The organism is Kitasatospora sp. MAA4, assembly GCF_029893355.1.
In the GTDB taxonomy this organism is placed as follows: Bacteria; Actinomycetota; Actinomycetes; order Streptomycetales; family Streptomycetaceae; genus Kitasatospora.
Map to the genome: position 1 here is coordinate 58,943 of NZ_JARZAI010000027.1, position 12,688 is coordinate 71,630.

The following is a 12,688-nucleotide window of genomic DNA, read 5'->3' on the forward strand; positions in this document are numbered from 1 at the left end:
CGCTCAGCGGGTCCCCACCGCGGCCCGGACCGCCCGGCGAGCCAGCGCGGCGTCGTCGTAGAGCCGGCGGATCAGGATCCGCTGCTCCTCGCCGGCGCCCGGCACGTCGTACAGCCGCAGCTCGCGCATCAGTACCAGGACCAGGTTGACCAGGAACGCGTCCCGGGCCAGTGTGCCGCCGGCCTGGGCGAGTTGGCTGATCTGGCGGCGCGCCGCGGTGTCGCCGGAGAGCACGCTCCAGAGCACCGCCAGGTCGTAGCCGGGCAGGTACCAGCCGGTCCGCTCCCAGTCGACCAGGACCGGGCCCGAGGGCGCCAGCAGGATGTTGGAGAGCAGCGTGTCGCCGTGGTTCAGCTGCTGCGGGGTGTGGGCCAGGCCGTGCAGCAGCTGGCGCAGGTCGCCGGCGTCCCGGTCGGTGAGCTGGCCGACCGAGTGGTAGCGGCTGGTCTCCAACTGGTAGTCCAGCGGCTGCTGGAAGACGTCGGTGGGCGGGCGCCACAGGTTCAGCGCGCGCACCGCACCGAGGATCGCGCGAACCTCGCCGGGCGTCGGGGCGTTGGCCGGGTGCCGCTCGACGGCGGCCGGGCGGCCGGGGATCCGCTCCATCACCAGCACGCAGCGGTCGTGGTCGGCGGCGACCAGGCGCGGCATCCGGACCGGCGGGCGGTGCCGGACGAACGCCCGGTAGACCGCCACCTCCCGGTGGAACTGCTCGACCAGCAGCGCCCGCCGCTCGCCCTGCACGGCCTGAGGGGTGCGAACCATCGGGGTGAGGCATTTCGCGACCACGGCGGTGCGCCCGATCAGGCCGGTGATCAGGAGGTGTCGCCCGTCCTCGCGCAGCACCTGGCGCGGCGCGAACGCGGGACATATCCGCGTGACGTGGGCGAGTGCCGCCCGCACCGACGGGGTGGCGAGCGCGGCGGGATCGGCCCGCTCGACGACGGGGGCGGTCTGCGGCCCGCGGGGGCGCAGCAGGCGCTCGGCTCCGGCGCGCGGAACGAACCCGGGTGCCTCGATGCGCCCCGCCGGACGTGCGGGGAGTGCGGGCTTCGGCCCGGGCCGGCGGACCGCCGCGGTCGGCGGACGCTGAGCGGGGCCGGTCCGGGGCGCGGTGGGGGAAGTCGCTGTGGGGTACATGGGCTGGTGGAGATCCCTTCCTTGCCGACGGCATATGTCAAACAGTGCGGATGCCACTGTTGCGGCGCGATGCTGCGCCGGTGCTGCGCGGTGCTGGTGCGCGGCTTCCGGGGGGTAACCGGCGCATGGGGGTGTGCCCCGGCGTACAGGAGCGCGAAGACCGCGCACGGTGGGTGGTCCGGCGGTCGTCCGTGCTCTGGATGGAACGGTCCGTCCCGGCCTCACCCGCTCCGGACGGTCCGCGCACCCTGGGGAAATGCGCCGAACCGCCGTGCCGGTGGGGCCGCGCCAGTCGCGCCACCCGCTCGCGCCACCCCCTGGCCCGGGCCGCCGGAGCGGTCGGTGGACGGCCCGGGGGATCAGTCCTGGGCCGCCGTTCCGGGCCCTACGGACCGGGTGGGGTTGGTGCATCTCTACCTGACACCGTGCAGCCGGTAGCTCACCAGCTGGCGAGGCCTGGCGAACCCTGGCGAATGCTCGCGTGGCACATGACAGCGCATTAGTCTCGAACCAGCCGAGGAGCCTGGGGGCTTGACGTGAGCAGGGAACCCAACGCCAGACTCGCCGACCTGTTCGCCCTGACCGGATGGTCCAAGGGCGAGCTGGCTCGGCTGGTCAACCGCCGCGGTGCCGGCATGGGACAGCAGCAGCTGTCCACCGACACCTCGCGGGTGCGGCGCTGGATCGAGCAGGGGGAGATCCCCCGCGATCCGGTGCCGCGGGTGCTGGCAGCCGTGTTCACCGAGCGGCTCGGCCGTGTCGTCTCCATCGAGGACCTCGGTCTGGCACGACATCGGCGAACAGGGGCGGTCAGCACGGAGCGCGGAGCGCCCCCCGAGCCGGCGCGGACGGCTGAGATCCTCACCGAGTTCACGGGAATGGACCTCATGCTCAACCGACGCGGACTGGCTGCCGCGAGCACTGCGCTGCTCGGCGGCTCCGTCATCCCCCTCTCCCTCTACGACTGGCTCTCCGGCAGCAGCGTCGCCCAGGCGGCCGACCGCCCGGGGTCCCGCCAGGTCATCACCGGCTCGATGGCCCGCCCGGTGGTCGACGTCTACGAACCGGGCCCGGTGGGCGCCCAGGAGGTCGACGCGCTGGAGCGCTCGGTCGACGTCTTCCGCTCCTGGGACGCCTCCCGGGGCGGCGGCCTCCAGCGCAAGGCCGTGATCGGCCAGCTGAACGAGGTGGGCGGCCTGCTCACCCACCGGCACCCGGCGGACCTGGAACGGCGGCTGTGGATCGTCGCGGCCAACCTGGCGGTGCTGGCCGGCTGGATGTCGCACGACGTCGGCCTCGAATCGACCGCCCAGCGGTACTTCGTGATCGCCGCCCAGGCGGCCAAGGAGGCCGGCGACCGGCCGCGGGCCGGTGAGGCGGTCTCCCGCGCCGCCCGGCAGCTGCTGCACCACGGACGGGCCGACGAGGCGCTGGACCTGATGCGGCTGGCCCGGGCCGACGGCAAGCAGCGCGGCCTGCCCAGGACCAGAGCGATGCTCAACACCGTGGAGGCCTGGGCGCAGGCCTCACTCGGGCGGGCGCCGGAGGTCGGCAGGCTGCTGGGGGAGGCCGAGGAGCTCTTCGTCCAGGATTCGCCGGAGCCGACGCCGAGCTGGATGCAGCTCTTCGACGAGGCCGAGCTGCACGGCATGCAGTCGCTGGTCTACCGGACGCTGGCCGAGCACGACCCGGGAGCCGCGCGGCTGGCCGAGCAGCACGCGCTGGAGGCGATGCGGCTGCGGGCGGCGCAGGGGAGGGAGCGTTCGGCGGTGCTCGACCTGCTGACCCTGGCCTCGGTGTACTGGATCGCCGGGGAGCCCGAGGAGGCGCTGGTGCAGGCCCGGCTGGCGGTGGGCTCGATCGGCTACACCTCCTCGCACCGCACGGGGGACCGGCTGCGCGAGATGTACCGGCTGACCGGGCGCTACCAGGGGATGGCGGAGGTGGCGCGGCTGCGGGAGGAGATCAGGGCGGCGGTGCCGCCGGCCCGCCGCCCCCCTGAGTGACCGCTGGTGCTCAGACAGCACCGTTCTTGGTGTGCACCTGGTCCCAGGCCTCGCTGACGAAGCGCTCACGCTCGGTCAGGCTGAGGTTGGGGAAGTAGTCCTTCAGGCGCTCGACCACGACCTGCTCGGGCTCGTGGCACTCGTGCAGCAGGAACGCGGCCTTGTGCAGAATCTGGCTGTCCATCGTAGAGGTCCTCCCTCACGCACGCCCGCCCTGTGCCGACGATGCGGCCACAGCATATGTGCGTCACCTTGCAAACATGTGCACGGGGGCTCCGGAGCTGCGGTCGGGCCGCTGCGGTGCCCTCAGCCGGCCTGGAGAACGATCCGCAGCGAGACGACGTGGCCGTCCGGCCCGAGCACCGGGCGGCCCGAGCAGTGCACGGCCGACGCGGCCTCGTCGTCCCGCGGCCCGATCCGGATCACGCCGTCCAGTGAGCGGCCGTGCACCAGGGCCTCGGTGACCATGCGGCACAGGGCCGGACGGTCCTGCGGGACGAGGAGAGAGGGGAGTTGATCGAGGGTCAGCGGACCGAGGGTCGGTTCGCGTTCGAGCATCCGGTAGGCGCCCGGGGACCAGTGCACCGTGTCGGCCGTCAGGTCCCATTCGGCGGCGGCGACCATGACGGGGGAGGTACGACCGCCGGCCGGAGCGGTGGTCGAGGCGTGACTCATCGGCCGTCCCACGGGGTGAGGGTGGTGGGTGGTTGCTGTCCTACGACTCTCGCACAGCCTCACCCGCTGTGAGGGGTCATTGACGGAAAAGTTGGCAAGTTCCCCGTGGCATATGCCAAATCGTGCCCATTCCGTGCCCATGGCACTCGCCGGCGGGCGGCGGGCCTGTTCGAGGCGGATCCATACGGACTGTGTGCGTATGGGACTTTCAGGCGGTAACCTACGGTGATTCCGGCGCCCGGGCGCCCGCCCAGCGTGACCACCAGACCCCCGGCGACGGAAATCCCGTTGCCACTACGACCGCCGCAACGGATGCTGACCTCATGTTCGAGCCCGTGATAGCCCCCAGTGCCAGCCTCCTCGGCCTCCTCCAGCGAGGTCGCGGCGACGGGCAGCTGCATGCGCTTGCCGCGGACCGGGACGAAGCGATCGCCGCTCTTGAGGAGTGCGTCACCAGCGACCCGCGGGCCGACTGGCAGGTCGAGAACCGCTCCCTTTACTACGCACGGGTCTACATGGACCTGGAGGCCCCGCTCGGCGGCCTGGAGCTGCACCTGAACCACCCCGAGGACCTGCTCGACCCGGACGAGAGCCGCACCGGCCTCGCCCTGGCCGTGCTCGGCCACCTCGCCGCCTACGGCCGGCGCGACGCCCTGCTGCTGCTCCGCCAGTACGCCGCCTCCGGCGGCAACTGGGCCTGGGCCCTGGACGAGCTGGCCCTGCGCGACGACGACCAGGCGCTGCTCGCGCTGGCCCCCGCCGTGCTGAACCGCTTCCCGGCCGGCCCCGAGGGCGAGGCCGCGCTGCGGGCCGCCATCCGCGCCGCCTTCGAGCCCCGCCCGTGGCGGCTCTGGGCCGCCCAGCACCCCCGGGTGGCAGCGGCGAGTGAGCAGTCCCCCTTCGACCTCTGGCAGCGCCAGCTGGGCCGCGGCGGCGTGACGCCCGGCTGGAGCGTGGCCGACGTACTGGCCTGGGCCGACAACCGCGAGGCCGGCTCACCGCTGGACCAGGCCGCCGCCGACGACGGCCGGGACCCGGCCGCCGTCGACCGCCGTGCCGCCGCCGCGGCCCGCTGCCTGGCCGCCGTGGCCCGGCCCGAGGACCGCCAGGCGCTGGTGGACGCGGCCCGCCACGGTGCCGAGGGCGCCCGCCGGGCGGCCCTGCGCCACCTGGTCGACCAGGACGACCCGGCCGTCCCCGAGCTGATCGAGGCGGCCGCCGCGGACGCCGACGACCGGATCGTCCGGGCCGCCCTGGAGACCCTGGGCCGGATGCGCGGCCCGCGCGCCCTGGAGCGGGCCCGCCGCTGGGCCGACCCGGCCACCGGCGGCGCCGACAGCGCGCTGGGGGAGGCCGCGGTGCTGCTGCTGGCCGACATCGGCGAGCCGAGCGACGCCGCCGCGGTGGTCGCCGGGCTGCGCCGCTGGATCCTGGTGCACGGCGTGTCCGGCGCCGGGATCGGCACGCTGGTCGACGGTGCGGGGCGGCTGGCCGCCGTCGCCGCCGTCCCCACCCTGCGCCACGTGTACGGCGAGTCCGGCTCCTCCGAGCTGCGCGGCAGAGCCGCTCGGGCGCTCGCCGTCACCGACCGTTACTTCGCCTCGGGTCCCGCCGTCGAGTGCCTGTGGGACTGCGAGGAGAGCACCCGCGAGCTGGCCGCCCGCCATGTGGTGACCACGGGTGACGCCCGGGTGCTGGAGCGCCTGCGCCGGCTCGCCGCGGACCCGGCCGAGGAGGCCGAGGTGCACGCGGCCGTCCGCGGCCGGCTGACCTCGCGGGAGCGCTGAGCGGCGGGGGAGTAGCGCCAGAACGCGGGAGACACCGCGACGACGGCGCCCATCGCCAGCACCGCCAGCACACCGCCCGCGCTGATCGCCCGGCTCGCGCCGAAGGCCGCCCCGGCCACCCCGTGCACCAGGCCGGCCAGCCGGGGCCCGCCGGCGCCGACCACGGTGTCGATCCCCTGGAGGCGCCCGCGCATCGCGTCGGGGGCCGCGCTCTGCAGGATGCTCTTGCGGAACGTGCCGAGCACCACCAGTGCGCCGCCGCTCAGCGCCAGCAGCAGTGCGGCGAGCCAGAGCCGGCGGGTGGTGCCGAGCCCGGCGATCGCCAGCCCCCAGGTGCAGACCGCCGCCGTCACCATCGCACCGTGCCGCCGTACCCGGGTGAACAGCCCGGAACAGCAGCCGGTCAGCAGCGCACCCAGCGAGAGCGCCGCGGAGAGCACGCCGATCGCGGGGCCGCCGCCAGCCGGGTCGCCGAACACCTGGTGGGCGGCCTGCGGGAAGAGCGCCACCGGCAGCCCGAGGACCATCGCCAGGAAGTCCACGAGGTAGGCCGTCAGCAGGACGCGGCTGCTCCTCAGGCAGCGCAGCCCGTCGGCGATCTCGCGCGGTCCCACCCGGCGTGACGCACCGTCGGACGGCGGCAGCGGCGGCAGCAGCCTCACCGCGGGCAGCACCGCCAGCAGGGCGAGCGCGTCCAGCAGGTAGAGCGTGCCGGTGCCCAGAGCCGCCACCAGGGTCCCGGCCAGCAGCGGACCGGCGATCCCGCCGAACCACGCCGCTGTGGACTGCAACGCGTTGGCGGCGGGCAGCAGTTCGGGGTCGACCAGCCGGGGGACCAGCGCGCCCCGGACGGTCGCGTTGGCACCGAAGAACGCCTGCTGCACGGCGACCAGCGCGAGCAGCGTACCCACCGACCGCAGACCGGCGGCGGCCTGCGCCCAGAGCAGCACGGAGACCAGCGCGATGCCGGTGTTGCCGACCAGCAGCAGCCTGCGCCGGTCGGCGGCGTCGGCCACCGCCCCGCCCCAGAGTGCCGCCGCCACCAGCGGGAGGAACCCGGCCAGGCCGGCCAGCCCCACCTGCGCGGAGGAGCCGGTGAGCCGGTAGATCTGCAGCGGCACCGCGACGGCGGTGAGCTGGCTGCCGACGGCGGTGACGGCGGTGGAGACCCACAGTCGGCGGAACGCCGGGACGCGCAGTGGACGGGTGTCGAGAAGCTTCAGGACGATCCGCACCGGTTCAGTCCCGCAGTTCGACCACGTCGGCGACCGCGCAGGCGATGTTGTCAGGACCGCCGGCCCGGTTGGCCAGCGCGATCAGCTGCTGGACGGCCTGCTCGGGCTCGCCGATCGTGCTCAGCGCGGTGTGCAGCCGCTCGACGGGGACCACCGCGGACAGCCCGTCGGAGCAGAGCAGGTAGCGGTCGCCGGCCCGGGCGGCGTGCAGCGAGAGGTCGGGGCGGGCGGCGCCGGAGCCGTCCAGGGTGCGCAGCAGCAGGGAGCGCTGCGGGTGCGCGGCCGCCTCATCGGCGGTGAGCCGGCCCTCGTCCACCAGCGACTGCACCAGCGTGTGGTCGTGGGTGATCTGGAACAGCTCGCCGTCGCGCAGCAGGTACGCCCGCGAGTCGCCGATGTGCACCAGCGCGAGTTGCGAGCCCGAGTGCAGCAGGGCGGTGAGGGTGGTGCCCGGACCGGCCTCCAGGGCGCCGAGTTCGGCCTCGGCCTCCCGGACGGCGCGCTCCAGCGCGTTGAGCAGCTCGCCGGGCGGCAGGCCCTCGGCCGGCAGCTCGGCGTCGATCCGCTTCAGCGAGTCGATCGCCGCGGCGCTGGCCCGGTGGCCGCCGGCGCCGAAGCCGTCCGCGACCGCGAGCAGCCGCGGGCCCGCGTGGGCCGCGTCCTCGTTGCGGGTGCGGACCAGGCCGGTGTCGGAGCGGGCGGCGTAGCGGATGCCCAGGGTGGCGGTGGGGTCGGTCATGGTGGTCTTCCTCTCGGAGAGGTGCTCGACGAGGAAGGTGGCGAGGTCCTGACGGGCCGTGGTCTCGGCCATCACCTGCGCCCAGTAGGCGGCGACCTCCTCGGCGGCCCGTCCGGGCGCCAGGTCGCAGACCAGCCGGATCCGGGCCAGCGGCATGCCGAGCCGGCGCAGCCAGGCGACCAGCCGGGCCCGTTCCAGCTGGTCCGGGTGGTAGAACCGGTAGCCGGAGCTCGGGTCGACCTCGACCGGGCGCAGCAGGCCGAGCTCGTCGTAGAGCCGCAGTGCCTTGGGCGACAGCCGCGATGCGCGGGCGAAGGCCCCGATGGTCAGCAGGCGCACGGGCCCTCTCCCCCTTCTCGTACCGGACGCTTCGTCCGGCACGACCGATGCTGGTCCTTCCCCCGGGGTGAAGGTCAACCAGTCGTCAGCTTCGCCCGCGGACCACCGTGAACCGTACCGGCGTCCCCGGCCTGGCCTGCGCGGCGGCGTCCAGGTCGGCGGCCGGCACCACGCCGAGCACGGGGTAGCCGCCGGTGGTCGGATGGTCCGCCAGGAAGACCACCGGCTGACCGTCCGGCGGGACCTGCACCGCTCCGAGCACCATCCCCTCGCTCTCCAGCTCGCCCCGGCGCGAGCGCGCCAGCGCCGGCCCCTCGGTCCGCAGTGCGACCCGGTTGCTGGCGGCCGCGACGCGGTAGCGGGCCGCGGCCAGCGCGACCGGGACGTCCGGCGCGAACCAGTCCGCCCGCGGGCCGAGCCGCAGCCGCAGCACCAGCTCGGAGGGGGGAGCGGGCAGCGGGACCAGCTCCGGCAGCGGACCGGGCCCCGGCGCGGCGCCGACCGGCAGCCGGTCGCCGCTGCGCAGCGGCGCGGGGCCGAGCCCGGAGAGCAGGTCCGCCGAGCGGCTGCCGAGCACCGGCGGCACCGCGATCCCGCCGCGCACCGCCAGGTAGCCGCGTACCCCCGACTGTGCCGGGCCCACCTCCAGCACCGCCCCGGCCGGGAGCAGCACCGCCGCGCCCCAGGCCGCCGGCTGCCCGGCCACGGTGACGGCGGCCGGCGCCCCGGTCACCGCGACCAGCAGCGGACCGACCAGAGCCCGCAGCGCCACCCCGCCGAGCGTGGTCTCCAGCGTCGCGGCCTCGCCCGGGTTGCCCACCAGGCGGTTGGCGGCCCGGTGCGCTGCGGCGTCCAGCGCCCCGGCGCGCGGCACGCCCAGGTGGGCGACGCCGCGTCGTCCCAGGTCCTGAACGGTCGTCAGCGGCCCCGGCCGCAGCACGATCAGCGCGTTCACTCGACGGCTCCCACTGGTACGAAGCGCACCCGCACGCCGGGCGCGAGCAGTGCGGCCGGGTCGCGCCGCTCGTCCCACAGCGTCAGCTCGGTGCGGCCCAGCAGCTGCCAGCCGCCGGGGGAGGAGCGCGGGTACACCCCGGTGTACGGTCCGGCCAGCGCCACCGCGCCGGCCGGCACCGACGGGCGCGGGGTGGCCCGGCGCGGCACGGCGTAGCGCTCCGGGAGCCCGGTCAGGTAGCCGAAGCCCGGCGCGAACCCGCAGAACGCCACCCGGTACTCCACCCCGCTGTGGATCTCCACCGCCTGCGCCTCGCCGACGCCCCAGAGCGCCGCCACCTCGGCCAGGTCCGCGCCGTCGTACACCGTCGGGACCTCCAGCAGCGGCCCGGACACCGCCTGCGCCGCGGTCAGCGTCCAGCCGGCCACCGCGCGGGCCAGCTCCGCCGGTCGGGCCACCCCGTCCAGCAGCACCGTGCGCGCGGCCGGCACGATCTCCGCCACCTCCCCGAGGCGTCCGGCCGTCCGTTCCGCCAGCAGCCGCGCGTAGAGCGCCGCCACCTGCTCGGCCGAGCCGGCCTCCAGCAGCAGCGCCCGGTCCCCGACCGGACGCACCGTCAGCTCGTCGTCCACGCGGCCCCCGGATCGCTCCCGCTCACGTGAACGCCTCGACCCGGATCCCCGCCGAGGCCAGCGCCCCGCGCACCCGCCAGGCGAGCTGCGCCGCGCCGGGCGTGTCGCCGTGCACGCAGAGCGAACGCGCGTCCACCGCGACCGGCTCGCCGCCGATGGCCGTGACCAGGCCGTCCCTGGCCATCCCGACCGCCCGCGCGATCACCGCCTCGGGGTCGTGCACCACGGCCTCCGGATCCCCGCGCGGCACCAGCGTCCCGGCCCAGGTGTACGCGCGATCGGCGAACGCCTCGGTGACCACCGGCAGTCCGACGCCCTCGGCCACCGTCAGCAGCCGCGAGCCGGGCAGCCCGAGCACCGGCAGCGGCCCGTCGCAGACGGCTCCGGCCCGCAGCACCCCCGCGACCACCGCCTCGGCCTGCTCGCTGTCCGCCACCACCCGGTTGTAGAGCGCGCCGTGCGGTTTGACGTAGCTCACCCGCGAGCCGGCAGCCCGTGCGAAGACCTGCAACGCGCCGATCTGGTAGGCGATCTCGTCGGCCAGCTCCTCCGAGGGCACGTCCATCGCGCGGCGCCCGAAGCCGGCCAGGTCGCGGTAGGAGACCTGGGCGCCGATCCGCACACCGCGCTCCGCCGCCAGCGCGCACACCCGGCGCATCGTCGAGGGGTCCCCGGCGTGGAAGCCGCAGGCCACGTTGGCGCTGGTGACGACGGACAGCAGTGCCTCGTCGTCGGTCAGCGTCCAGCGTCCGAACCCCTCACCGAGGTCCGCATTGAGATCGATCACCGCGCCGGTCACGGCCGTCTGCCTCCCAGAGCTGCTAGGTGCCTGAGGGGATCGTAGGGCTTCACCCGGAGCCCGTTCGCCGGGGACCACCTCCTCGCGGGGCAGAGCCCGGTGTGCCCTCCCCCGTCCGGCCGAACCATCCTGTCCCGGCGGACACCGGAGACCCGTTGACACCAGGCTGGTGGGCTCCTAGCGTGGCGGCCACCATTACCGGCCGGTAGGAAACCATATGCGCGCCGAACGCCCGTACGACCTGGTCCTGTTCGGTGCCACCGGATTCACCGGTGCGCTGACCGCGGAGTACCTCGCCCAGCACGCCCCGCCCGGCTGCCGCTGGGCGCTGGCCGGCCGCAGCCGGAGCAAGCTGGAGGCGCTGCGCGAGCGGCTGGCCGCGCTGGCACCCGGCTGCGCCGAACTGCCGCTGCTGGAGGCGGATGCCGCCGATCCGGCCTCGCTGCGCGCGGTCGCCGAGTCCACCCGGGTGGTGATCACCACGGTGGGTCCCTACCTGCGCTACGGGGAGCCGCTGGTCGCCGCGTGCGCGGAGGCCGGCACCGACTACGTCGACCTGACCGGCGAACCGGAGTTCGTCGACCGGATGTTCGTCCTGCACCACCGGCGTGCCGCCGAGACCGGCGCCCGGCTGGTGCACGCCTGCGGGTTCGACTCCGTCCCGCACGACCTCGGCGTGCTCTTCACCGTCGGCGAGTTGGCGCGCCTCGGTGCGCCGCAGCAGTCGCCGGTCTCCGTCGAGGGCTTCGTCCGGGCCGGCGGCACCTTCTCCGGCGGCACCTTCGCCTCCGCCCTGACCGCGGCCTCGCGTCCGCGCGCCGCCGCCCAGGCGGCCAAGGCCCGGCGGGCGGCCGACCCGCGGCCGTCCGGGCGCCGGGTCAGCACCTCCGGCGGGCGGCCGCGCTTCTCGCGCGAGGCCCGCGCCTGGGTGCTGCCGCTGCCCACCATCGACGCTCAGGTGGTCGGCCGCTCGGCCGTCGCGTTGCCCGCGTACGGCCCGGCGTTCCGCTACGGCCACTACGCAGCCGTCAAGCGGCTCCCGATCGCGGTGGCCGGCACCGCGGGGATCCTGCTGCTCGTCCTGGCGGCCCAACTGCCGGTGCTGCGCCGGGCGATGACGGCGCTGCGCAAGCCGGGCGAGGGGCCGAGCGCCGAGCAGCGCGCGGCCTCCTGGTTCACCGTCCGGTTCGCCGGGGAGCAGGGCGGCAAGCGGGTCTTCACCGAGGTCTCCGGCGGCGATCCCGGCTACACCGAGACCGCCAAGATGCTCGCCGAGTCGGCCCTCTGCCTGGCCTTCGACGACCTCCCCGCCACCGCCGGCCAGGTCACCACCGCCGTGGCGATGGGTCCCGCCCTGATCGACCGCCTCACCGCCGCCGGCCTGCGCTTCACCGTCCTGGACGCCGCGCCGACCGCCGCCCCGCGCCGGGCGCGCTGATCACTCGGTGAGCAACTGGCCGATCACGTAACGGGAGTTGGAGGCAAGGACGGGGCTGCGGGTCTGGTAGTACGGCAGCGCGACCAGGGCGATGGACAGCGCCCAGCCCCGGCCCCGCTCCCAGGTGGCGTCGTCGACCCTCAGGGTCGAACGGAAGACCTCCCGCGCGTCGGCGGGCAGCAGGTTCCAGGCGATCAGCAGGTCGCAGGCGGGATCGCCGGTGCCCAGCGCGCCGAAGTCGATGACCGCGCTGAGCCGGCCGTCGACGGTCAGCAGGTTGCCGGGGGACAGGTCCGCGTGGATCCACACCGGCGGCCCGTCCCAGGCCGGCGCCCGCAGCGCGCGCTCCCAGGCCTCGGTGACCGGCGCGGTGTCGATCAGGCCTGCCGATTCCGCGATGGCCGCGCGGGTCTGGGCGTCGCGCTGCTGCAACGGGATGCCGCGGCTCGCGGACAGGCCGTCCGCCGGATCGATCCGGTGCAGGGCGGTGACGAACGCGGCGAGTTCGGCCGCCAGCGCGAGCGGATCGGCCAGCTGCCCGGGCTGCGGGTTCTCGCCCTCCAGCCAGCGATAGACCGACCAGGGCCAGCCGTAGCCCTCGCCGGGCTTGCCCACCGCCAGCGGTTCGGGGACGGCCACCGGTAGCTGCGGGCCGAGCCTCGGCAGCCAGCGGTGCTCCTTCTCGATGTCGCCGACCGCCCAGTCGACCCGCGGCAGCCGGACCACCAGCTCCTCGCCCAGCCGGTAGAGCGCATTGTCCGTCCCGGCCGAGGCGACCGCCCTGAGCGGCAGCCCGGCCCACTGCGGGAACTGCGCGTCGAGCAGCCGCCGCACCAGCTCGTCGTCGATGTCAGGCTCGTCGTCGTGCATCTTCCGGTTCGCCACGGCGGCAGGCTAGCGGGGGAAAGCGGCCGGACGCCAAGGGATTTCGGCTTCCCTCCTG

The 12,688-nt window shown here is 75.3% G+C and carries 11 protein-coding genes and 1 pseudogene; 3 read left to right on the forward strand and 9 right to left on the reverse strand.

The features are described 5' to 3' along the window. Positions 1–3: 3 nt before the first annotated feature. Entirely contained in the window at positions 4–1,140 is a 1,137-nt protein-coding gene (locus P3T37_RS29265) for an aminoglycoside phosphotransferase family protein (protein ID WP_280726930.1), read from the reverse strand. A 536-nt stretch (positions 1,141–1,676) separates the two neighbouring features. Here P3T37_RS29265 and P3T37_RS29270 point away from each other — a divergent pair. Next, positions 1,677–3,146, forward strand: a complete 1,470-nt coding sequence (locus P3T37_RS29270) for a hypothetical protein (RefSeq protein WP_280726931.1) — start codon at positions 1,677–1,679, stop codon at positions 3,144–3,146. A 10-nt stretch (positions 3,147–3,156) separates the two neighbouring features. Here P3T37_RS29270 and P3T37_RS29275 read toward each other — a convergent pair whose 3' ends face one another. After that, a complete protein-coding gene (locus P3T37_RS29275; protein WP_198045418.1) occupies positions 3,157–3,330 on the reverse strand; it encodes a hypothetical protein in 174 nt (57 codons plus the stop codon). A gap of 122 nt (positions 3,331–3,452) precedes the next feature. Continuing rightward, a complete protein-coding gene (locus P3T37_RS29280; protein ID WP_280726932.1) occupies positions 3,453–3,821 on the reverse strand; it encodes a hypothetical protein in 369 nt (122 codons plus the stop codon). A 323-nt stretch (positions 3,822–4,144) separates the two neighbouring features. On the opposite strand from P3T37_RS29280, the gene P3T37_RS29285 reads away from it, so the two are divergent. Then, the gene (locus tag P3T37_RS29285; RefSeq protein ID WP_280726933.1) at positions 4,145–5,608 is read left to right on the forward strand and encodes a HEAT repeat domain-containing protein; all 1,464 of its coding nucleotides are present in this window, start codon (positions 4,145–4,147) and stop codon (positions 5,606–5,608) included. A gap of 56 nt (positions 5,609–5,664) precedes the next feature. Here the strand turns inward: P3T37_RS29285 and P3T37_RS29290 are convergent. The 5 genes and pseudogenes from P3T37_RS29290 to P3T37_RS29310 form a co-directional block, all read right to left on the reverse strand. Continuing rightward, positions 5,665–6,843, reverse strand: a pseudogene (locus P3T37_RS29290) (MFS transporter); the annotation flags it as partial. A gap of 4 nt (positions 6,844–6,847) precedes the next feature. After that, a complete protein-coding gene (locus P3T37_RS29295; protein ID WP_280726934.1) occupies positions 6,848–7,921 on the reverse strand; it encodes a MerR family transcriptional regulator in 1,074 nt (357 codons plus the stop codon). A gap of 85 nt (positions 7,922–8,006) precedes the next feature. Next, entirely contained in the window at positions 8,007–8,876 is an 870-nt protein-coding gene (locus P3T37_RS29300; protein WP_280726935.1) for a biotin-dependent carboxyltransferase family protein, read from the reverse strand. Next, entirely contained in the window at positions 8,873–9,496 is a 624-nt protein-coding gene (gene pxpB, locus P3T37_RS29305; RefSeq protein ID WP_280726973.1) for a 5-oxoprolinase subunit PxpB, read from the reverse strand. The genes P3T37_RS29300 and pxpB overlap by 4 nt, the downstream gene beginning before the upstream one ends. A 34-nt stretch (positions 9,497–9,530) precedes the next feature. Beyond that, entirely contained in the window at positions 9,531–10,307 is a 777-nt protein-coding gene (locus P3T37_RS29310) for a 5-oxoprolinase subunit PxpA (RefSeq protein WP_280726936.1), read from the reverse strand. A 217-nt stretch (positions 10,308–10,524) separates the two neighbouring features. On the opposite strand from P3T37_RS29310, the gene P3T37_RS29315 reads away from it, so the two are divergent. Next, a complete protein-coding gene (locus P3T37_RS29315) occupies positions 10,525–11,745 on the forward strand; it encodes a saccharopine dehydrogenase NADP-binding domain-containing protein (protein WP_280726937.1) in 1,221 nt (406 codons plus the stop codon). Here the strand turns inward: P3T37_RS29315 and P3T37_RS29320 are convergent, their stop codons facing one another. Further along, positions 11,746–12,630 carry an aminoglycoside phosphotransferase family protein gene (locus tag P3T37_RS29320; RefSeq protein WP_280726938.1) on the reverse strand — a complete coding sequence of 295 codons (885 nt, stop codon included), beginning with the start codon at positions 12,628–12,630 and terminating at the stop codon, positions 11,746–11,748. Positions 12,631–12,688 lie beyond the last annotated feature (58 nt).

Bases quoted from the DNA above. Each gene is read 5' to 3' on its own strand.
- P3T37_RS29280 (WP_280726932.1), bottom strand. From the start codon at position 3,821: ATGAGTCACGCCTCGACCACCGCTCCGGCCGGCGGTCGTACCTCCCCC.
- P3T37_RS29275 (WP_198045418.1), bottom strand. From the start codon at position 3,330: ATGGACAGCCAGATTCTGCACAAGGCCGCGTTCCTGCTGCACGAGTGC.
- P3T37_RS29315 (WP_280726937.1), top strand. From the start codon at position 10,525: ATGCGCGCCGAACGCCCGTACGACCTGGTCCTGTTCGGTGCCACCGGA.
- P3T37_RS29265 (WP_280726930.1), bottom strand. From the start codon at position 1,140: ATGTACCCCACAGCGACTTCCCCCACCGCGCCCCGGACCGGCCCCGCT.
- P3T37_RS29285 (WP_280726933.1), top strand. From the start codon at position 4,145: ATGTTCGAGCCCGTGATAGCCCCCAGTGCCAGCCTCCTCGGCCTCCTC.